Source organism: Ramlibacter sp. PS4R-6 (assembly GCF_037572775.1).
In the GTDB taxonomy this organism is placed as follows: domain Bacteria; phylum Pseudomonadota; class Gammaproteobacteria; order Burkholderiales; family Burkholderiaceae_C; genus Ramlibacter.
Genome location: NZ_JBBHKA010000001.1, coordinates 2856506 through 2876339 on the forward strand (window position 1 = coordinate 2856506; position 19834 = coordinate 2876339).

The 19834-nt window shown below is 67.4% G+C and carries 17 protein-coding genes; 9 read left to right on the top strand and 8 right to left on the bottom strand.

The features are described from left to right. Positions 1-10: 10 nt before the first annotated feature. Together WG903_RS14190 and WG903_RS14195 are read right to left on the bottom strand one after the other, a co-directional pair. Positions 11-613, bottom strand: coding sequence for an isochorismatase family protein (locus WG903_RS14190; RefSeq protein WP_340076469.1), 603 nt, complete (start codon positions 611-613; stop codon positions 11-13). A gap of 30 nt (positions 614-643) precedes the next feature. Next, positions 644-1303 carry a GGDEF domain-containing protein gene (locus WG903_RS14195; RefSeq protein ID WP_340076471.1) on the bottom strand — a complete coding sequence of 220 codons (660 nt, stop codon included), beginning with the start codon at positions 1301-1303 and terminating at the stop codon, positions 644-646. A gap of 110 nt (positions 1304-1413) precedes the next feature. Here WG903_RS14195 and WG903_RS14200 point away from each other — a divergent pair, with 110 nt between their 5' ends. Both WG903_RS14200 and WG903_RS14205 read left to right on the top strand, forming a co-directional pair. Next, positions 1414-2559, top strand: a complete 1146-nt coding sequence (locus WG903_RS14200) for a hybrid sensor histidine kinase/response regulator (protein WP_340076473.1) — start codon at positions 1414-1416, stop codon at positions 2557-2559. Positions 2560-2573: 14 nt separating this feature from the next. Continuing rightward, positions 2574-3221 (top strand): response regulator transcription factor, encoded by a 648-nt coding sequence (locus WG903_RS14205; RefSeq protein ID WP_340076475.1) that lies wholly within the window; start codon positions 2574-2576, stop codon positions 3219-3221. Here WG903_RS14205 and WG903_RS14210 read toward each other — a convergent pair. Beyond that, complete coding sequence (locus WG903_RS14210) at positions 3211-4275, bottom strand: PQQ-dependent sugar dehydrogenase (protein WP_445263634.1); 1065 nt, start codon at positions 4273-4275, stop codon at positions 3211-3213. The two genes, WG903_RS14205 and WG903_RS14210, sit on opposite strands and share 11 nt — an antisense overlap. Positions 4276-4417: 142 nt before the next feature. On the opposite strand from WG903_RS14210, the gene WG903_RS14215 reads away from it, so the two are divergent. Both WG903_RS14215 and WG903_RS14220 read left to right on the top strand, forming a co-directional pair. Then, positions 4418-4969 carry a C40 family peptidase gene (locus tag WG903_RS14215; protein ID WP_340076479.1) on the top strand — a complete coding sequence of 184 codons (552 nt, stop codon included), beginning with the start codon at positions 4418-4420 and terminating at the stop codon, positions 4967-4969. Between the two features lie 78 nt (positions 4970-5047). Next, positions 5048-5350, top strand: coding sequence for a hypothetical protein (locus WG903_RS14220; RefSeq protein WP_340076481.1), 303 nt, complete (start codon positions 5048-5050; stop codon positions 5348-5350). Between the two features lie 3 nt (positions 5351-5353). Here WG903_RS14220 and lpdA read toward each other — a convergent pair whose 3' ends face one another. The 4 genes from lpdA to aceE are packed head-to-tail and all read right to left on the bottom strand — an operon-like array spanning position 5354 to position 12172. Next, positions 5354-7132 carry a dihydrolipoyl dehydrogenase gene (lpdA, locus tag WG903_RS14225; protein ID WP_340076483.1) on the bottom strand — a complete coding sequence of 593 codons (1779 nt, stop codon included), beginning with the start codon at positions 7130-7132 and terminating at the stop codon, positions 5354-5356. A 15-nt stretch (positions 7133-7147) separates the two neighbouring features. Further along, entirely contained in the window at positions 7148-7738 is a 591-nt protein-coding gene (locus WG903_RS14230) for an MFS transporter (RefSeq protein ID WP_340076485.1), read from the bottom strand. 49 nt (positions 7739-7787) lie between these two features. Continuing rightward, positions 7788-9440 (bottom strand): dihydrolipoyllysine-residue acetyltransferase, encoded by a 1653-nt coding sequence (aceF, locus tag WG903_RS14235; RefSeq protein ID WP_340076487.1) that lies wholly within the window; start codon positions 9438-9440, stop codon positions 7788-7790. Between the two features lie 26 nt (positions 9441-9466). Further along, positions 9467-12172 (bottom strand): pyruvate dehydrogenase (acetyl-transferring), homodimeric type, encoded by a 2706-nt coding sequence (gene aceE / locus WG903_RS14240; protein WP_340076491.1) that lies wholly within the window; start codon positions 12170-12172, stop codon positions 9467-9469. A gap of 197 nt (positions 12173-12369) precedes the next feature. Between aceE and WG903_RS14245 the strand changes: the two genes are divergently transcribed. The 5 genes from WG903_RS14245 to WG903_RS14265 are packed head-to-tail and all read left to right on the top strand — an operon-like array spanning position 12370 to position 19166. Continuing rightward, positions 12370-14904, top strand: coding sequence for a PAS domain-containing sensor histidine kinase (locus tag WG903_RS14245; protein ID WP_340076493.1), 2535 nt, complete (start codon positions 12370-12372; stop codon positions 14902-14904). Continuing rightward, on the top strand, positions 14901-15539 hold the full coding sequence (locus tag WG903_RS14250; protein WP_340076495.1) for a response regulator transcription factor: 639 nt from the start codon (positions 14901-14903) through the stop codon (positions 15537-15539). The genes WG903_RS14245 and WG903_RS14250 overlap by 4 nt, the downstream gene beginning before the upstream one ends. Positions 15540-15548: 9 nt before the next feature. Beyond that, positions 15549-16400 (top strand): bifunctional 5,10-methylenetetrahydrofolate dehydrogenase/5,10-methenyltetrahydrofolate cyclohydrolase, encoded by an 852-nt coding sequence (locus WG903_RS14255; protein WP_340076498.1) that lies wholly within the window; start codon positions 15549-15551, stop codon positions 16398-16400. A 43-nt stretch (positions 16401-16443) separates the two neighbouring features. Then, the gene (locus WG903_RS14260) at positions 16444-18468 is read left to right on the top strand and encodes a M3 family metallopeptidase (protein ID WP_340076500.1); all 2025 of its coding nucleotides are present in this window, start codon (positions 16444-16446) and stop codon (positions 18466-18468) included. Between the two features lie 41 nt (positions 18469-18509). Continuing rightward, complete coding sequence (locus WG903_RS14265) at positions 18510-19166, top strand: glutaredoxin family protein (protein WP_340076502.1); 657 nt, start codon at positions 18510-18512, stop codon at positions 19164-19166. On the opposite strand, the gene rpiA is transcribed toward WG903_RS14265, so the two are convergent. Next, the gene (rpiA, locus tag WG903_RS14270; RefSeq protein WP_340076504.1) at positions 19163-19834 is read right to left on the bottom strand and encodes a ribose-5-phosphate isomerase RpiA; all 672 of its coding nucleotides are present in this window, start codon (positions 19832-19834) and stop codon (positions 19163-19165) included. The genes WG903_RS14265 and rpiA overlap by 4 nt on opposite strands.

Sequence of the window (19834 nt, forward strand, 5' to 3'; positions counted from 1 at the left end):
CCCCTCCTGGCTACTTGATGAGCTCCAGAACCTTGCGGAAAGCCGGGTGTTCCGACGAACGCAGCCACTCGAACGCGACCATCTCGGTGGTCACGAGCTCGCACCCGGCGCCCGCCAGCCGGTCGAAGGCGGCGTCCCGGTTGCGCTCGGTGCGCGAGCCGCAGGCGTCGGTCACCACGTACACCTCGAACTCCTCGTCGAGCAGGTCCAGCGCCGTCTGCATCAGGCACACGTGCGCCTCGCAGCCGGCGATCACGACGGCCGGGCGTTGCAAGGCCGTCTCGGGGGCGTTCTTCTGCAGGTGCTTGGGCAGGCTGCGCGCATTGCCGCCCTGGCGCGCGGGTGGGCGCAGCATCTCGACCAGCCCGTCGGCGCAGCCGCTGAAATGCGTCTTGGCCAGCGTCTTCGCGCACAGCGCGCGCACTTCCGCGACGTTGGGCCCCAGGCCCTGCGGGTTCTCTTCGGTGCCCCACACCGGCACCCCGAACAGCGGCGCCAGCTTGCCCAGCCGCACCGCGTTGCGCAGCACCGCCGGGCCGTCATGGATGGCGGGCAGGAGGCGTTCCTGGTAGTCCACCAGCACCAGCTGGCATTCGTCCGCATCGAGCAACATGCCGCAATTGTGCGGCATGCAAGCGCCGCTTCAGTGCCGGATCGCCATCGGCCGCGAATGCCGCTCGCGCTCGGACGTGAGGTAGTTCAGCCGGCGCCGTTCGTCCATTTGCATGCGCGCGAGTTCGCGCGCCATGTCCCCGTACAGGCCACGGAGCGAGGGGGCGCCGGGTTCCATTTCGTCCACGACGAATTCCGGGACCAGCACGATCTCGCTGTCGCCGGCGTCGAACTCCACGCGCGCGGGCTGGCCCAGCCCGCGCTGCAACTGCTTCAGGGCCTTGCCTTCGCCGGCGCCGACGAACACCACGGTGAACTGCATCGGGCCCGTGCGGCCCACGAGGCCCTGGGCGCCCGCCACGCTGCGCAGCCGTCGCACGAGCCGGTCGACGACCTTGCGGGCAATGGCGGCGCCGTAGATGTCGCGCACCTCGGGCAGGTCGGAGAACTCCAGGACGATCGCGCTGACGGGAACACCGGCGCCGCGGCGGCGCTGCTCGTCCTTGGCGGCGGCGAACAGCCCGGCGCGGTTGAACAGCCCGGTGCTGCGGTCCATTGCATCGGGCGCGGCCGCGGACTGCGGGCGCAACAGCCTGCGCAACCACCGGGACGCCAGCGGCAGCGCCTGCTCGCGCTCCGCCGGCATCAGGGAAGGTGCGAAAGCGGCAGTGGCTTCGAAAGCGGGGATCATGCGGCAATGAGACCATCGCGCCGCGCGCCCGAATTAGGGCTGTTGGAGCGGGGAACTAGGAAAAATCCTTAAGCCTGCCAGACTACCCTGCCCCATGATGTGCCGCTGCCATGATCCCGACCGTCCTGGACAGCCCTGCGATGCGCGATGACCCGGCCAGCAAGGAACCGCGGGCCGAGGAGCGGCAGGCCGACATCCGGCTGCTGTGCGTCGAGGACAACCCCGACGACGTGGAACTCATGGGGCTGGCGCTGGAGCGCGCGGACCCGTCGCGCCGCTACCGCCTGCACCGCGTCGACGATGCGACCGCATTCGTCGAGGCGCTCGCCGAGGAATGGGACGCCATCCTGTGCGACTTCAACATGCCGCGCTTCTCGCCGTATGCGGCGCTGCAGATCCTGGTGGCCCGCAAGCTCACCACGCCGCTGGTCGTCGTGACCCGCGCCATCGGCGAAGAGGCGGCGGTGCACGTGCTGCGCTGCGGCGCCAAGGACTACGTCACGAAGGACAAGCTCGGCACGCTGCCGCAGATCGTCGAGCGGGTCATGGCCGACCGGGAGCGCGTGCTCGAGAAGGAGCGCCTGGGACGCGAGCTGGAGGCCGCTTACCGGCGGCTGAAGAAGCTGTCGGCAAGGCTGGTCGTCGCGCAGGAGCGCGAGCGCAACCTCATCTCGCGCGAGCTGCACGACCACCTGGGCCAGACGCTCACGGGCATGGTGATCCACCTGCACGCGGCGCAACGCGCGGCGGACCCGGAGACGGCCCGCCGGCACACCGAGACGGCGATGGACATGGCCCAGGGCGCGGTTGGGCAGCTGAAGACACTTTCGTTCTCATTGCGGCCGGCGCAGCTGGACCTGCTGGGCCTCGTGGCCGCTGCCCAGTCCGCCGTGCAGCGCATCGCCGAACCGGCGGGGCTCGCCTATGCGGTGACCGCGCGCGGCCAGGAACCCGCAGAGCTGGGGGAGACGGCGTCGGTGGCACTGCGGATCATCCAGGAAGCGATCACGAACGTGGTGCGCCACGCGCAGGCCTCGCTGGTGTCGGTGCGCCTGCGGTTCCTGCCACAAGGCCGGATCGGCGTGCTGGTTGTGGACGACGGTGTGGGATTTGACAAGGATGCGCTGCTGGACGGCCAGCCGAGCGAGAAGAACGTCGGCCTTTACGGCATGATCGAACGCACAGAACTCGCGGGTGGGCGACTGTCCATCCGCACGGCGCCCGGGCGGGGCGTCGCGGTCCGGGCGGTACTCTGAGGGAAGGAAAGACAATGAAACCCAAGGCGCAGGACAAGGTGGTGCGCGTCGTGCTCGCGGACGACCACGACCTGGTCCGCTCGGGCATCAAGGCGCTGCTGTCGATGGTCGAAGGCGTGGAGGTGATCGCCGAGGCGCGCGACGGCCGCGAACTGGTCACGCTGGTCGACAGCCTGAACCCCGACGTGGTGATGACCGACATCTCCATGCCGGGCATGGACGGCATCACGGCGATCGCCGAGATCCACGAGAAGCACCCGCAGGTGCGCATGCTGGTGCTGTCGATGTACGACACGGTCGACTTCGTCAAGCGCGCGGTGGCCAACGGTGCCTGCGGCTACCTGATGAAGGACGCGCCGCCGTTCGAGCTGGAACAGGCCGTGCGCAGCGTGATGGCCACGGGCAGCTACTTCAGCCCCGCGATCGCGCAGCGCCTGCTGCAGCCGTCGGAGCCGACGGTAGACGACGAGCTCACCCACCGCCAGGTGGAGATCCTCAAGCTGATCGCGCAGGGGCGTGCGTCGAAGGAGATCGCCTACGAGCTGGGCCTGTCGCCCAAGACGGTGGACGTGCACCGCGCCCGCATCATGGAGCGCCTGCAGCTGAACGACATCGCCAGCCTCACGCGCTACGCGGTGCGCAAGGGCCTGGTCAAGGCGTAGGCACGACCCTGATCAATTTGCCGCGCGCCTCGTCGGTCACCAGGTAGAGCAGCCCGTCGGGGCCCTGGCGCACGTCGCGCACGCGGTCGCCCACCTCCAGCGCCTTCGTCTCGCGCACGACCTTGCCGTTCGCGACCTCCAGCCGCGCGAGGTAGTCGAACTTCAGCGACCCGATGAACAGGTTGCCCTTCATCGCGGGCCCATAGCGGTCGCTGGTGAGGAAGGCCATCCCCGACGGCGCGATGGATGGCACCCAGTAGTGCAGCGGCTGCTCCATGCCTTCCTTCGCCGTGATGCCGTCGCCGATCTTGCCGCCACCGTAGTTCTCGCCATAGGTGATCACGGGCCAGCCGTAGTTGTGCCCGGGCTGCGGCAGGTTGATCTCGTCGCCGCCCTGGGGCCCATGCTCGTGCGTCCACAGGGTGCCGTCAGGCGCAAGCGCCGCGCCCTGCATGTTGCGGTGGCCGTAGCTCCAGATTTCCGGCAACGCGCCGCTTCGGCCCACGAAGGGGTTGTCCTTCGGGACGCTGCCGTCCTTGCCGATCCGCACCAGCTTGCCGTGGTGGTTGTCCAGCGTCTGCGCATCGGCGCGGCGGCTGTTGCGCTCGCCGAGCGTGAGGAACAGCGTGCCGTCGCGCGCCTCGACGATGCGACAGCCGAAATGCTGCCGGCTGTCGACCTTCGGCTTCTGGCTGAAGATGACGCGCAGGTCTTCGAGGCGGCTCGCATCCGCCGACAGCCGCGCCCGTGCGAGTGCGGTGCTGTTGCCGCCGGCCCCCGGCTCCGAATAGCAAAGGAAGATTTGCCGGTTCGAGGCGAAGCCCGAGTCGAGCACCACGTCCAGCAGCCCGCCCTGCCCGGCTGCCGCGACCTCGGGGACGCCGGCGAGCGGCGGGCCGATGCGCCCGGCGGCTTCGACGACCCGAATGGCCCCGGGCCTCTCGGTCACCAGGAACCGGCCGTCCGGGAGGAAGGCCACCGCCCATGGATGGTCGAGCCCGGTGGCCACCGTTTCGGCCTTCAACGACTGCGCCGAGGCGTTCGCCAAGCCCATGGCAACGACCGCGAAGCCCATGGCGAAGGCCTGACATAGCCCTTTCAGGCCGGGATTCGATGGAGTCTTTTCTTGATGAATCATTGGCTTACGAACGACACTTCACTTGACGTCTCAGATGAGGCACGGCTATTCTGCCCGCATGCGCAAACGGCTGTGCTTCGCCCTCTTCGCCCTGGCGGCTGCCTCGGCGCAAGCCGCCCCGGCAACCGCCGAGGACGATATGGGCCGATTCATCGCCGACAAGGGCCTGCTCGGGCAGATCGAGCAGGTGCGCGCGACGGTTGCCGACCGCACCTCCGAACTCGTCGTGACCGCCATGGGCTTCCTCGGCGTGCCTTATCGCCGCGGCGGCAACGACGCCGATACAGGGTTTGACTGCAGCGGCTTCGTTCGTTCCATGTACGAGCGCACGGTCGGGCTGGTGCTGCCCCGCCTCGCCAGGGACCAGGCCGCCGCCACGCAGCCGATCGACAAGCGCGAATTGCAGCCGGGCGACCTGGTGTTCTTCAACACCATGAAGCGCGCTTTCAGCCACGTGGGCATCTACGTGGGCGAAGGCAAGTTCATCCATTCGCCCAAGCCGGGCGCGCAGGTGCGCGTGGAGGACATGCAGCAATCCTATTGGGCGCATCGCTTCGACGGGGCGAGGCGCGTACTGGCCTCCCAGGCGCAGGAGGCGGGCGCGAACTAGGGTTTACCTTGATTGATGGATTTGATTGATGTGATTATTTTTAAATCACATCAGTTGGACGTCGTCGAGGAGACCGCCATGCGCACCGCCAAGCAGCCCCCGCAACAAGCGCTCAGTTCCCAGTGCTTCCGGCTCACGGCCCGGGGCCGTGCCTGTGTGGCCCTGGTCGAGGCCGAGCGCGAAACGCTCGGATCCCTTTCGCGCTACCTGCACGACGTGCTGGCGATGTGCGGCACCGGCATCTGGTTCCAGCACCTGCAGCAATTCATGCCGCCCCGTTCGCTCGAGGAGTCGCTGAAGTCGCTGATGGCCCTGGGCCTGGTCGAGGGGTTCGACCAGCCCGAGCTCCCGCTGGACGCGCCGCAGGCGGCCGCCGCCTGAAGGTCACTTCCTGGGCGGCGGCACGTCCGTGCACGTGCCGTGCGCGATCTCCGCGGCCATGCCGATGCTCTCGCCGAGCGTCGGGTGCGGATGGATCGTCTTGCCGATGTCCACCTCGTCGGCGCCCATCTCGATGGCCAGCGCGATCTCGCCGATCATGTCGCCCGCGTGCGTGCCGACGATGCCGCCGCCCAGGATGCGGTGCGTGGTGGCGTCGAACAGCAGCTTAGTGAAGCCTTCGTCGCGCGTGTTCGCGATGGCGCGCCCCGACGCCGTCCACGGGAAGTGGCCCTTCTTGATCGCGATGTTCTGCGCCTTGGCCTGGTCTTCGGTCAGGCCCACCCACGCCACCTCGGGGTCCGTGTAGGCCACGCTCGGGATCACGCGCGCATCGAAGGTGGACTTCTCGCCGAAAGCCGCCTCGGCCGCGACGTGCGCCTCGTGCACCGCCTTGTGCGCGAGCATCGGGTTGCCCACGATGTCGCCGATCGCGAAGATGTGCGGCACGTTCGTGCGCATCTGGATGTCCACCGGGATGAAGCCGCGCTCGTTCACCGTCACGCCCGCCTTCTCGGCGCCGATCTTCTTGCCGTTGGGACTGCGCCCCACGGCCTGCAGCACCAGGTCGTAGACCTGAGGTTCCTTCGGCGCCTGCTCGCCTTCGAACTTCACTAGGATGCCTTCCTTCGTCACCTCTGCCCCGACGGTCTTCGTCTTGAGCATGATGTTGTCGAAACGCGGCGTGTTCATCTTCTGCCACACGCGCACCAGGTCGCGGTCGGCGCCCTGCATCAGGCCGTCGAGCATCTCGACGACGTCCAGGCGCGCGCCGAGCGTCGAGTAGACCGTGCCCATCTCCAGGCCGATGATGCCGCCGCCCAGGATCAGCATGCGCTTGGGCACCTTGCGCAGCTCAAGGGCACCCGTCGAGTCGACGATGCGTTCGTCCTTCGGCATGAAAGGCAGGGCCACGGCCTGCGAGCCGGCCGCGATGATGCAGTGGCGGAAGCTGATCGTCTGCTTCTTGCCACTGGTCTCGCTGCCCGTGCCGGTCGTCTCCTCGACCTCGATGCGGTGCGGGTCGATGAACTTGCCGACGCCGCGCACCACGGTCACCTTGCGCATCTTCGCCATGGCGGCCAGGCCGCCGGTGAGCTTGCCCACCACCTTGGACTTGTGCGCGCGCAGCTTCTCCAGGTCGACCTTCGGCTTGCCGTAGCTGATGCCCAGCGAATCGAAGTGGCTCACCTCGTCCATCACGGCCGCCACGTGCAGGAGCGCCTTCGACGGGATGCAGCCGACGTTCAGGCAGACGCCGCCGAGGGTGGCGTAGCGCTCGACGATGATCGTCTGCATGCCGAGGTCGGCTGCGCGGAAGGCCGCGGAGTAGCCGCCGGGGCCCGCGCCGAGCACCAGCATCTCGCAATCGAATTCGCCCGTTGGCGCCGCGATTGGAGCGGGGGCTGCAGCAGCCCTCGCAGGTGCAGGCGCGGGCGCCTGGGCCGCCGCTGCGGGCGTTGACGCCGGCGACGCCGCCGCTGCGCCGCTGCCTTCGAGGATCGCGAGCAGCGAACCCTCGGACACCTTGTCGCCGATCTTGACTTTGAGCTCCTTCAGGACCCCGGCCTGCGTCGACGGAATTTCCATCGACGCCTTGTCGCTCTCGACGGTGACCAGGGACTGGTCCACTTTGATCGTGTCGCCCGGCTTGACGAGCAGTTCGATGACGGCGACGTCCTTGAAGTCGCCGATGTCCGGGACTTTCACTTCGACAGTGGCCATGGGCCCTCTTCCTCTTTATTTGGCTTCACGCATCTTGAGCGTGAAGATGTCCGCCGGGGCGGCCGAGTTGCGGTCGAACTCGCAGCCCGCGGCGATGCCGGCCTCGGCGACTTCGCGCGCCGTCTTGGCCTTGGCGTAGATCGAATGCATGGCGCCCAGCGCGAAACTGCGCCCCGAGCCTATGCCCCAGAACTCCTTGAACTCGAACACTTCGCGGTAGCTGTAAAGCCCGTAGATGCCGGTCGTGTTGGCGATCACCACGCTGAACTGGCTCGACTCGTACGGGTCGCTGTCCTCCTCCTTGGTCTGCAGGAAGAAGTTGTCCTTCAGGTACGGGTGCAATTTGGTGAACGTGTCGAACACGTCGTCCTTGTTGCCCAGTTTCAGGATCTCGCGCGGCATCGAGCCGATCGCCTTGCGCAGCACGGGGAAGTGCGCCACCGTGCCGGCCATGCCCAGGTAGGTGGGGCCGACGTCGGTCTCCACCTTGAAGATCTTGGTATTGTCCTCGAAGCGATTGGCCAGGCGCGTGTCGCCGAACGTCACCAGGGTGTCGGCCGCGATCGCGACCTGTCCGGCTTTTCTCACCACCACGACTGTTGTCATTCTTGTTGTGTCTCCGAAATCGCCGCGCTGGGAACACGGCGCGTTCTCATCACAGCATCGTGCGGCGGAAGTCCGACAATATAGCGCCGAGATAACTGTTGAACCTCGCCGCTGCGGCGCCATCGATCACGCGGTGGTCCCACGACAGCGACAAGGGCAGGATGAGTCGCGGTGCGAACTGCTTGCCGTCCCACACCGGTTGCGTCTGGCTCTTGCACACGCCGAGGATCGCCACCTCAGGCGCATTGATGATCGGCGTGAAGTACGTGCCGCCGATGCCGCCCAAGGATGAGATGGTGAACGTCGCGCCCTGCATGTCGGCCGGGCCCAGTTTGCCGTCGCGCGCCTTCTTCGCCAGCTCAGCCATCTCCTGGCTGATGGCGAGCACGCCCTTCTTGTCGGCATCCTTGATCACGGGGACCACGAGCCCGTTGGGCGTGTCGGCCGCGAAGCCGATGTGCCAGTAGTTCTTGTAGACCAGCTGCTCACCGTCCAGCGAGGAATTGAACTCGGGGAATTTCTTGAGCGCCGCGACGCAGGCCTTGATCAGGAAGCCGAGCATCGTGACCTTCACGCCGGACTTCTCGTTCTCCTTGTTCAACAGGACCCGGAAGGCCTCGAGCTCGGTGATGTCCGCGTCGTCGTGGTTCGTGACGTGCGGGATCATCACCCAGTTGCGGTGCAGGTTCGCGGCCGAGATCTTCTTGATGCGCGGACGGTCCTTGCGCTCGACCGGGCCGAACTTCTCGAAGTCGACCTTGGGCCACGGCAGCAGGCCCAGCGCTTCTCCGCCGCCGCCGGCGGGCGCCTTGCCCGCCGCAGCCTTGGTCTGCGCCGCGCCGCTCATCACGGCCTTGGTGAAGGCCTGGACGTCTTCCTGCGTGATGCGGCCCTTGGGGCCGCTGCCCTTCACTTCGTCCAGCGGTACGCCGAGTTCGCGTGCGAACTTGCGCACGGAAGGCGATGCATGCGGCAGCGTGCCCTTCGGCCCGCCCGGGTCGTGCGGCGGCAGCGCGGCCGTGGGCAGCGTGCGCTCCTGCGCCGGCGCGGGGGGCGCTTCCGCTTGCGCGGCGGCCATCGCGGGCGACGGCATCGCCGCCGCGTTGTCCTGCTTGACGGGCGAGCCGCCCGCGCCTTCGACGATCGCGATCAGGTCGCCCTGGTTGATCTTGTCGCCGACCTTGACCTTCAATTCCTTGAGCACGCCTGCTGCAGAAGAAGGAATCTCCATCGAGGCCTTGTCGCTCTCGACCGTGACGAGCGACTGTTCGTTCTTCACCGTGTCGCCGGGCTTCACCAGCACCTCGATGACGGCGACGTCTTTGAAGTCGCCGATGTCGGGCACTCGCACTTCGACGGCGCCGGCAGGTGCCGCCTTCGCGGCGGGAGCCGGTGCGGGCGCCGAGGCCTGCGGTGCGGGTGGCGGCGCCTTCGCGGCCGCCGCCGGAGCCGGCGCAGCCGCACCCGTGCTCTCCACGGTCAGCAGGACGGAGCCTTCCGAGATCTTGTCCCCCAGCTTGACCTTGATGTCCTTGACAACGCCGCCGGCGCTGGCCGGTATCTCCATCGAGGCCTTGTCGCTCTCCACGGTGACGAGCGACTGCTCGGGCTTGATCGTGTCTCCGGGCTTGACGAGCAGTTCGATGACCGCAACGTCCTTGAAGTCCCCGATGTCGGGGACTTTCACCTCAACCAGTGCCATGTTCTTGTTCTCCGGCCTTTGAGGCGTCAAGCGTACAGCGGATTGATCTTGTCGGCCTTGATGCCGTACTTCTTGATGGCTTCGGCCACCTTCGCGGCGGGCACGGTGCCCTCTTCGCTCAGCGCCTTGAGCGCGGCCACCACGATGTAGTGGCGATTGACCTCGAAGTGCTCGCGCAGCTTGCTGCGGAAGTCGCTGCGGCCGAAGCCGTCGGTGCCGAGCACCTTGTACGCGCGGCCCTTCGGGATGAAGGCGCGGATCTGGTCCACGTACGACTTGATGTAGTCGGTCGACGCGATCACCGGGCCTGCGTTCTTCTCGAGCTGGCTCGTGACGAAGGGAACGCGCGGCTTCTCCGCCGGGTGGAGCAGGTTCCAGCGCTCCGCGTCGAGGCCGTCGCGCGCGAGTTCGTTGAAGCTCGGGCAGCTCCACACGTCGGCCGACACGCCCCACTCCTTCTCGAGCAATTGCTGCGCCGCCATCGACTCGCGCAGGATCGTGCCGCTGCCGAGCAATTGCACGCGAGGCGTCTTCTTGGCGCCCTCCTGCAGGAGGTACATGCCCTTGATGATCTGCTCCTCGGTGCCGGCCTTCAGGCCCGGCATCGGATAGTTCTCGTTCAGCAGCGTGATGTAGTAGAAGACGTTCTCCTGCTTCTCCACCATGCGCTTGAGGCCGTGCTGCATGATCACGGCGACCTCGTGCGCGAAGGTCGGGTCGTAGCTCACGCAATTGGGGATGGTGCCCGCGAGGATGTGGCTGTGGCCGTCCTCGTGCTGCAGGCCCTCGCCGTTCAGGGTCGTGCGGCCCGAGGTGCCGCCCAGCAGGAAGCCACGCGCCTGCATGTCGCCGGCGGCCCAGCACAGGTCGCCCACGCGCTGCAGCCCGAACATCGAGTAGTAGATGTAGAACGGGATCATGATGCGGTTGGACGTCGAGTACGACGTGGCCGCGGCGATCCAGCTCGCCATGCCGCCCGCTTCGTTGATGCCTTCCTGCAGGATCTGGCCGCCCACGTCTTCCTTGTAGTAGGAAACCTGGTCGCGGTCCTGCGGCGTGTACTGCTGCCCCGCCGGGTTGTAGATGCCGATCTGGCGGAACAGGCCCTCCATGCCGAAGGTGCGCGCCTCGTCCACGAGGATGGGCACGGTGCGCGGGCCCAGTTCCTTGTCGCGCAGCAGCGCCGTGAGGAAGCGCACGTAGGCCTGCGTCGTCGAGATCTCGCGGCCTTCCGTGGTCGGGTCGGTCACGGCCTTGAAGGCGTCGAGGCCCGGCACCTTCAGCTGCTCGTCGGCCTTCACGCGGCGCTTGGGCAGGTAGCCGCCCAGCGCCTTGCGCCGCTCGTGCAGGTACTGCATCTCGGGCGTGTGTTCCTCGGGCTTGTAGAAAGGCACGTCGGCCAGCTTCTCGTCCGGGATCGGGATGTTGAAGCGGTCGCGGAAGGCCTTGATGTCCTCGTCCGACAGCTTCTTGGCCTGGTGGGCGATGTTCTTGCCCTCGCCGGCCTTGCCCATGCCGAAGCCCTTGACGGTCTTCACGAGCAGCACGGTGGGCTGCCCCTTGGTGTTCACGGCCTTGTGGTACGCGGCGTAGACCTTCTGCGGGTCGTGGCCGCCGCGCTGCAGGCGCCAGATGTCGTCGTCGCTCATCTTCGCGACCATCTCCAGCAGCTTGGGGTGGCGGCCGAAGAAGTGCTTGCGCACGAACGCGCCGTCGTTGGCCTTCATGGCCTGGTAGTCACCGTCGACGACGTCCATCATCACCTTGCGCAAGATGCCTTCCTTGTCGCGGGCCAGCAGCGGGTCCCAGTAGCTGCCCCAGATCAGCTTGATGACGTTCCAGCCGGCGCCGCGGAACTCGCCTTCGAGCTCCTGGATGATCTTGCCGTTGCCGCGCACAGGGCCGTCCAGGCGCTGCAGGTTGCAGTTCACGATGAAGACGAGGTTGTCCAGCTTCTCGCGCGCGGCCACGCCGATGGCGCCCAGCGATTCCACTTCGTCCATCTCGCCGTCGCCGCAGAAGACCCACACCTTGCGGTTCTCGGTGTTGGCGATGCCGCGCGCGTGCAGGTACTTGAGGAAGCGCGCCTGGTAGATGGCCATCAGCGGGCCCAGGCCCATGGACACCGTCGGGAACTGCCAGAACTGCGGCATCAGCTTCGGGTGCGGGTAGCTCGAGAGGCCCTTGCCGTCCACTTCCTGGCGAAAGTTCAGGAGCTGCTCCTCGTTCAGGCGGCCTTCCAGGAAGGCGCGCGCGTAGATGCCGGGGGCGCTGTGGCCCTGGATGAAGAGGCAGTCGCCGCCGTGGTTTTCGTCCTCGGCGTGCCAGAAGTGGTTGAAGCCCGCGCCGAACATCGTGGCGACCGACGCGAACGAGCTGATGTGGCCGCCGAGGTCGCCGCCGTCCTCGGGATGCAGGCGGTTGGCCTTCACCACCATCGCCATCGCGTTCCAGCGCATGTAGGCGCGCAGGCGCTCCTCGATCTCGAGGTTGCCGGGGCAGCGTTCTTCGTCCTGCGGCTCGATGGTGTTGACGTAGCCCGTGGTCGCGGAGAACGGCATGTCGATGCCGTGCTGGCGCGCTTCTTCCAGCAGCTGCTCGATCAGGAAATGGCCCCGTTCACGGCCCTCCGATTCGATGACCGCGCCGAGCGCATCGAGCCACTCTCGCGTTTCCTGCGCGTCTTCGTCATTGGCGGCGGGGCCGCGTACTTCTTCGGGCTGGGCTGACATGGTTCTTGTCTCCTGGTCGTTCGAGCAATTTAGTACGGGCTGTGGCCCTCGTCGCGTTGAAAGTGTCTCACAGCTTCCTTGAAATTTCAAATCATGCGTAGCGATTTCATATTGTGGGTTCTACTGACGCCTGCCGGCCACTGCATCATCCGCGCGTTGCGAGGGAACAAGGGCGCACCGCCTACACTCGGAAGTTCATGCAAGACCCCGTTACCGTCACCGAGCCGCTGGAAGCGGCCGCCGCGCCCGACTGGTGGCGCCGCTGGTGGCGGCGCCAGACGCCCATCCGCCAGGACCGGTTCGCGATGCTTGCGCCGCTCGCGGCCGTGCTGCTCTTCCTCGCGGCGATCGTGGTCGCCTTCTGGTACCTGCGCCTGGAAGAGATGGACCGCGACCAGGAGGGCGTGAAGCGCGACGTCGAATATGCGCAGCAGCGCGTGCGCCTGCGCCTGCTCGAGCGGCAGGAGCAGCTGATGCGCCTGGCGCGCGACATCTCCAACAAGGAAGTCGATCCCGAGGAATTCATGGGCCGCGCCGAGGCGATGGTCATCCAGTATCCCGAGCTGCAGGTGCTGTCGTGGATCGACGACCGGCGCAGGTTCATCGCGAGCTATTCGACGCCGAGCGTCGTGACCCCCCAGCTGCGCATCGCCGGCGAGGTGCTGCGTCCCGGCGAGACCGAAAGCATGTACAGCCTCGCGCGCGACCTGCTGCAGCCCGTGTACTCGCAGCCCGCGGTCGGCAACGACGCCAACGGTTTCCTCCAGCTGCACATCCCGCTGACCGGCAGGACGCGCTTCACGGGCGTGATCCTCGCGGAGTACTCCATCGACGGCTTGCTGCGCTACGGCGCGCCGGCCGACGTGGCCGCCAAGTACGCGATGGCCCTGCTGGACGGCAAGGGCCGCCTGATGGCCGGTACCGCGGTGCCGCCCCGCAACCCCGCCACGCAGTGGCTACCCTGGGCGCAGCACAACATCGAATACGAGGTGCCGGTCTCTCCCGTGGGCAACGGCCTCGTGATCCGCGCGCAGGCCTACCGCGCCTCGCTGGGTGTCGTGGGCAGCGGCCTCTTCTGGCTGGTGGGCGTGCTCTCCGGCATGACGGCGTGGATGCTGATCGCCAACTGGCGCCACACGCGCCGCCGCATGCAGGCGCAGCAGGCGCTGATCGCCGAGACGAACTTCCGCCGCGCGATGGAGAACTCCATCCTCACCGGCATGCGCGCGCTGGACATGCAGGGGCGCATCACCTACGTGAACGCGGCGTTCTGCCAGATGACGGGCTGGAGCGAGGGCGAACTGGTCGGCCGCATGCCGCCCTTCCCCTACTGGCCCGAGGAAGACCGCGACATGCTGGCCGCGCGCCTGGACGACGAGATCCACGGCCGCGCGGCGCCGGGCGGCATCCAGGTACGCGTGAAGCGCAAGGACGGCACTCTGTTCGATGCCCGCCTGTACGTCTCGCCGCTGGTCGACGCGAAGGGCCACCAGAGCGGCTGGATGACCTCGATGACCGACATCACGGAGCCGAACCGCATCCGCGAGCAGCTCTCGGCCTCGTACGAGCGCTTCACCACCGTGCTGGAGGCGCTCGATGCCTCGGTGTCGGTGGCGCCGCTGGGCAGCGAGGAACTGCTCTTCGCCAACAAGATGTACCGCCAGTGGTTCGGCACGCAGACGGCGGGCCACCTGCAGATGGTGGCGCAGGCCGGCGTGCCCGAGCATCCGCACAACGGCGAATCGCAGGACGCGGTGGATTCCTTCGTGGGCATGCCCACCGGCGCGCTCACCACCGCGAAATCCGAGAACGCCGAAATCCTCGTGCCCGAGCTCGGCAAGTGGCTCGAAGTGCGCTCGCGTTACCTGAACTGGGTGGACGGGCGCCTGGCGCAGATGGTGATCGCCACCGACATCACGCCGCGCCGAGTCGCCGAGGAACAGTCGTCGGCGCAGGCCGAGCGCGCGCAGGCGGCGAGCCGCCTGATCACGATGGGCGAGATGGCATCGTCGGTCGCGCACGAATTGAACCAGCCGCTCACGGCCATCAACAACTACTGCCACGGCCTCGTCTCGCGCATCCGCAACAAGCAGATCAACGACACCGACCTGCTCGCCGCGCTGGAGAAGACGGCGCGCCAGGCGCAGCGCGCCGGCCAGATCATCCAGCGCATCCGCTCCTTCGTGAAGCGCAGCGAGCCGAACCGCACCATGTCCGACATCCCGCAGATGGTGAACGAGGCGGTCGAACTCGCCGAGATCGAACTGCGCCGGCGCAACGTGCGCCTGTCGCACTACGTCGCCGCGCGCCTGCCGAAGGTGGAGGTCGACCCGATCCTGATCGAGCAGGTGCTGGTGAACCTGATGAAGAACGCGGCGGAGTCCATCGACAACGCCAAGCGCCCGGTCTCGCGGCGCAGCGTGGAGCTGCGCGTGATCCCGAAGCAGGTCGAAGGCCAGGACGTCATCGAGTTCTCCGTGGCCGATTCGGGCCAGGGCCTCGCGCCCGAGGTGATGGACCGCCTGTACGAGGCCTTCTTCTCCACCAAGGTGGAGGGCATGGGCATCGGCTTGAACCTGTGCCGCACCATCGTGGAGTCGCACCAGGGGCGGATGCAGGCGCAGAACATCTACAATGGCAGCGAAGTCGCCGGATGCCGTTTCTCCTTCTGGATCCCTGTTTCCGGTGCTAGCAATTCGATAGCGAAGAAGGACTCTGGGGTGACTGTATGAGCCTGATCCCGAAAAAGGGAACGGTCTACGTGGTGGACGACGACGAGGCCGTCCGCGACTCGTTGCAATGGCTGCTCGAGGGCAAGGACTACCGCGTCCGCTGCTTCGATTCCGCCGAATCCTTCCTGGCCCGCTACGACCCGCGCGAGGTCGCCTGCCTGATCGTCGACGTGCGCATGAGCGGCATGACCGGCCTGGAGCTGCAGGACCGCCTGCTGGAGCGCAAGTCGCCCCTGCCCGTCGTCTTCATCACCGGCCACGGCGACGTGCCCATGGCCGTGAACACGATGAAGAAGGGCGCCATGGATTTCATCCAGAAGCCCTTCAAGGAAGACGAGCTGGTGAGCCTGGTCGAGCGCATGCTCGAACACGCCAAGGGCGCCTTCGCCGAGTACCAGAGCGCCGCCAGCCGCGACGCGCTGCTGTCCAAGCTCACGAGCCGTGAAGCCCAGGTGCTCGAGCGCATCGTCGCCGGCCGCCTGAACAAGCAGATCGCCGACGACCTCGGCATCAGCATCAAGACGGTGGAGGCGCACCGCGCCAACATCATGGAAAAGCTCAACGCGAACACGGTCGCCGACCTGCTGAAGATCGCGCTGGGCCAGAACGCACCCAAGGCCGCCGCGCCCACCTGACCTGATCCCATGGCTGCGCAACTCATCGACGGCAACGCGCTTGCCAGGCAGATCCGCGCCGAAGTCGCGGGGCGGACGCAGGCGCTGAAGGCGCGCGGCGTCCAGCCGCATTTGTCGATCATCCTCGTGGGAGAAGACCCGGCCAGCGTGGTCTACACGAAGCACAAGGTCAACGACAGCACCGAGACGGGCCTGTCGGCGACGCTCGAGCGCTATCCCGACACGATGGCCGAAGCCGAGCTCCTCGCGCGTATCCGCACGCTGAACGCCGACCCGAAGGTCCACGGCATCCTGGTGCAACTGCCCTTGCCGAAGCACATGGACGCGCACAAGGTCATCGAGACGATCTCGCCCGCGAAGGACGTCGACGGCTTCCATGTGCAAAGCGCCGGCGCCCTGCTGACCGGCCTGCCGGGCTTCCTGTCTTGCACACCCTACGGCTGCATGAAGTTGATCGAAACCACCGGCATCGACCTGCGCGGCAAGAACGCGGTGGTGATCGGCCGCAGCAACAATGTCGGCAAACCCATGGCCCTGATGCTCCTGGGAAAAGACGCCACGGTGACGATGTGCCACAGCCGCACGAAGGACCTGAAGGCGCACACGCTCATGGCGGACGTCGTCGTGGCCGCCGTCGGCAAACGCAACGTGCTGACGAAGGACATGGTCAAGCCGGGCGCCGTCGTGATCGACGTCGGCATGAACCGCAACGACGAGGGCAAGCTCTGCGGTGACGTGGACTTCGACGGCGTGAAGGAAGTCGCGGGCTGGATCACGCCCGTCCCCGGTGGCGTGGGCCCGATGACCCGCGCCATGCTGCTCGTCAATACACTCGAAGCCGCGGAGCGGGCCAGCCAATAGCCGTCGCGCGGCGCGACATCGGTGCTTGGGCGAAAATTCGCCCATGAGCAATCCTCTCCTCGCCATCACCGACCTGCCGGCTTTCGACCAGGTCCGCCCCGAACACGTCGCCCCCGCCATCGGCCAGTTGCTGGCCGACGCCGACAAGGCGCTGGCCACGGTGACGACGCCTGGTTTCCCTGCCGAGTGGGACGCGATCGCCAAGGTCCTGGACGTCGCCACCGAGAAGCTCGGCATCGCCTGGGGCGTCGTGGGCCATCTCAACGCCGTGGCCGACACGCCCGAACTGCGCGCCGCCTACAACGAGGCGCTGCCCAAGGTCACCGACTTCTGGACGCGCCTGGGCTCCGACGAGCGCCTGTATGCCAAATACAAGGCGATCGACCCCCAGGCACTCAACGCCGAGCAGCGGCAGGCGCTGAAGAACGCCATCCGCAACTTCGTCCTCGGCGGCGCCGAGCTGCAAGGCCCTGCGAAGGAGCGCTTCGCCCAGATCCAGGAGCGCTCGGCGGAGCTGTCGCAGAAGTTCAGCGAGAACGCGCTGGATGCGACGGACGCCTATGCGTACTACGCGAGCGACGGGGAAGTCGCGGGCGTGCCCGAAGACGTGGTCGCGGCCGCGCGCGAGGCCGCGCAGGCCGAGGGCAAGGACGGCTACAAGCTCACGCTCAAGTTCCCGGTCTACATGCCGGTGATGCAGTTCGCCCACGACCGCGCGCTGCGCGAGCGCATCTACCGTGCCTACGTCACGCGCGCCAGCGAGCTGGGCGACCCGGTGCAGTTCGACAACACGGCGAACATGCGCGAGATCCTCGCGTTGCGCCAGGAGGAGGCGAAGCTGCTCGGCTACCGCAACTTCGCCGAGGTCTCGCTCGTGCCGAAGATGGCCGATTCGCCGAAGCAGGTGGTCGAGTTCCTGCGCGACCTGGCTGGCCGCGCGCGGCCGTACGCGGAGAAGGACGTCGCCGACATGCGCGAGTTCGCCGCCCGCAAGATGGACCTGCGCGAACCGCAGGCCTGGGACTGGACCTACATCGCCGAGCGCCTGAAGGAAGAGCGCTACGCATTCAGCGAGCAGGAGGTCAAGCAGTACTTCACCGCGCCGAAGGTGCTGGCGGGCCTGTTCCAGATCGTGCAGACGCTGTTCGAGGTGACGATCCGCAAGGACAGCGCGCCGGTGTGGAACCCCGGCGTCGAGTTCTACCGCATCGAGCGCGGCGGCGAGCTCGTCGGCCAGTTCTACCTGGACCCGTCGGCGCGCAGCGGCAAGCGCGGCGGCGCGTGGATGGACGACGTGCGCGCGCGCTGGCTGCGCCCCGACACCGGACGGCTGCAGACGCCGGTGGCGCACCTGGTGTGCAACTTCGCGGAAGGCGCGGCCGGCAAGCCGCCGCTGCTCACGCATGACGACGTGATCACGCTGTTCCACGAGTTCGGGCACGGCCTGCACCACATGCTCACCCGCGTGAACGAGCACGAGGTGTCGGGCATCAGCGGCGTGGAATGGGACGCCGTGGAGCTTCCCAGCCAGTTCATGGAGAACTTCTGCTGGGAATGGGCGGTGCTGCGCCACATGACCTCGCACGTGGACACCGGCGCGCCACTGCCGCGCGAGCTGTTCGACAAGATGCTGGCCGCCAGGAACTTCCAGAGCGGCCTGGCGACGCTGCGCCAGATCGAATTCGGCCTGTTCGACATGCTGCTGCACGAGGAGCACGACCCGCGCAGCGACTTCATGCCGCTGCTGGCCCGGGTGCGCGCCGAGGTGGCCGTCATCCAGCCGCCCGCGTTCTCGCGCACGGCGCACACTTTCAGTCACATCTTCGCGGGCGGGTACGCCGCGGGTTACTACAGCTACAAGTGGGCCGAGGTCCTGAGCGCCGACGCCTATGCCGCCTTCGAGGAGACGGCCGACGAAAATGGCTTGCCAAGCGTCGAGACCGGGCGAAAATACCGGCAGGCGATCCTCGAGGCCGGCGGAAGCCGCCCGGCGATCGAATCGTTCAAGGCCTTCCGCGGGCGCGAGCCCACGCTGGACGCGCTCTTGCGCCACCAGGGCATGGCCTGAAGAAAGAGTTGTTGGTCGAGAGGACCGAGAGGACGACAAAGATGCAGCTGGCCCGCCGGACATTGGCCCTCGTTGCCGCAGCCGCCGCCGTTTTCCTGGCGGCGGGAGCGCATTTCGATGCAAGCGCGCAACAGATCTACAAGATCGTGGGGCCGGACGGGCGCATCACCTTCTCGGACAAGCCGCCGGCGGATCCCAGCGTGAAGGCGACCACGGCCTCGGTCGTGCCGCTCAACGGCGGCGCGAACCTGGCGGGCTTGCCGTTCGAGCTGCGCCAGGCCGCCGCCCGCTACCCCGTGACGCTCTACTCGTCGCCCGGGTGCCAGACCTGCGCCACCGGCCGCACGCTGCTCATGTCGCGCGGCATTCCGTTCGCCGAGCGCACCATCGCCAGCAAGGAAGACTCCGAAGCGCTCACGCGCCTGTCCGGCACCAGCAACGTCCCCGTCCTCACCATCGGCGCGCAGCACCTGCGGGGCTTCTCCGACGCGGAGTGGACGTCGTTCCTCGACGCGGCCGGCTACCCGAAGACGTCGCAGCTGCCGCCGTCGTATGTGCCGGCAGCCGCCACCCCGCTGGTCGCGGTCGACAACACGCCCGCGGCGGCGCAACAAAGGCCGGCGGGTACGCGCGCGGACGCCGCGCCCCAGCAGCCGTCCGAGCCGGCGCCTGAAAACCCGGCGGGCATCCGCTTCTAGAACACCAGCGTCTTCACGCCGGAGGCCGTGCCGAGCAGGCAGACGGCCGCCTTCTGGTGCGCGAACACGCCCACGGTGACGACACCGGGCCACTGGTTCACGTCGTTCTCGAAGGCGAGCGGGTCGCGGATCGAAAGGCCACCCACATCGAGGATCTGCTGGCCGTTGTCCGTGACCAGCGGCGCACCGTCCTTCAGCCGCAGCTTGGCGCTGCCGCCCATCGCGGCGAACTGTCGCGCGATGCGCTGCGCCGCCATCGGGATGACCTCCACCGGGACCGGGAACTTGCCGAGCGCGTCCACGAGCTTGCTTTCGTCGGCGATGCAGACGAAGCGCCTGGACTGCGCCGCGACGATCTTCTCGCGCGTGAGGGCTGCGCCACCGCCCTTGATCATGAAGCCCCGGTGGTCGATCTCGTCGGCGCCGTCGATGTAGACCGACAGCGACTCGACCTCGTTCGAATCGAACACGCGGACGCCGATGGCGCGCAGCTTCTCGGTGGACGCGACGGAACTGGAAACGGCGCCGGGGATGCGGTCCTTGATGGACGCCAGCGCCTCGATGAACTTGTTGACCGTGGAGCCGGTGCCCACCCCGACGATCTCGCCGGGGACGACGTACTGCAGCGCGGCCTGCCCGACGAGGGCCTTCAATTCATCCTGTGTCAT

Bases quoted from the DNA above. Each gene is read 5' to 3' on its own strand.
- WG903_RS14190 (WP_340076469.1), bottom strand. From the start codon at position 613: ATGTTGCTCGATGCGGACGAATGCCAGCTGGTGCTGGTGGACTACCAG.
- WG903_RS14195 (WP_340076471.1), bottom strand. From the start codon at position 1,303: ATGATCCCCGCTTTCGAAGCCACTGCCGCTTTCGCACCTTCCCTGATG.
- WG903_RS14200 (WP_340076473.1), top strand. From the start codon at position 1,414: ATGATCCCGACCGTCCTGGACAGCCCTGCGATGCGCGATGACCCGGCC.
- WG903_RS14205 (WP_340076475.1), top strand. From the start codon at position 2,574: ATGAAACCCAAGGCGCAGGACAAGGTGGTGCGCGTCGTGCTCGCGGAC.
- WG903_RS14210 (WP_445263634.1), bottom strand. From the start codon at position 4,275: ATGGGCTTGGCGAACGCCTCGGCGCAGTCGTTGAAGGCCGAAACGGTG.
- WG903_RS14215 (WP_340076479.1), top strand. From the start codon at position 4,418: ATGCGCAAACGGCTGTGCTTCGCCCTCTTCGCCCTGGCGGCTGCCTCG.
- WG903_RS14220 (WP_340076481.1), top strand. From the start codon at position 5,048: ATGCGCACCGCCAAGCAGCCCCCGCAACAAGCGCTCAGTTCCCAGTGC.
- lpdA (WP_340076483.1), bottom strand. From the start codon at position 7,132: ATGGCCACTGTCGAAGTGAAAGTCCCGGACATCGGCGACTTCAAGGAC.
- WG903_RS14230 (WP_340076485.1), bottom strand. From the start codon at position 7,738: ATGACAACAGTCGTGGTGGTGAGAAAAGCCGGACAGGTCGCGATCGCG.
- aceF (WP_340076487.1), bottom strand. From the start codon at position 9,440: ATGGCACTGGTTGAGGTGAAAGTCCCCGACATCGGGGACTTCAAGGAC.
- aceE (WP_340076491.1), bottom strand. From the start codon at position 12,172: ATGTCAGCCCAGCCCGAAGAAGTACGCGGCCCCGCCGCCAATGACGAA.
- WG903_RS14245 (WP_340076493.1), top strand. From the start codon at position 12,370: ATGCAAGACCCCGTTACCGTCACCGAGCCGCTGGAAGCGGCCGCCGCG.
- WG903_RS14250 (WP_340076495.1), top strand. From the start codon at position 14,901: ATGAGCCTGATCCCGAAAAAGGGAACGGTCTACGTGGTGGACGACGAC.
- WG903_RS14255 (WP_340076498.1), top strand. From the start codon at position 15,549: ATGGCTGCGCAACTCATCGACGGCAACGCGCTTGCCAGGCAGATCCGC.
- WG903_RS14260 (WP_340076500.1), top strand. From the start codon at position 16,444: ATGAGCAATCCTCTCCTCGCCATCACCGACCTGCCGGCTTTCGACCAG.
- WG903_RS14265 (WP_340076502.1), top strand. From the start codon at position 18,510: ATGCAGCTGGCCCGCCGGACATTGGCCCTCGTTGCCGCAGCCGCCGCC.
- rpiA (WP_340076504.1), bottom strand. From the start codon at position 19,834: ATGACACAGGATGAATTGAAGGCCCTCGTCGGGCAGGCCGCGCTGCAG.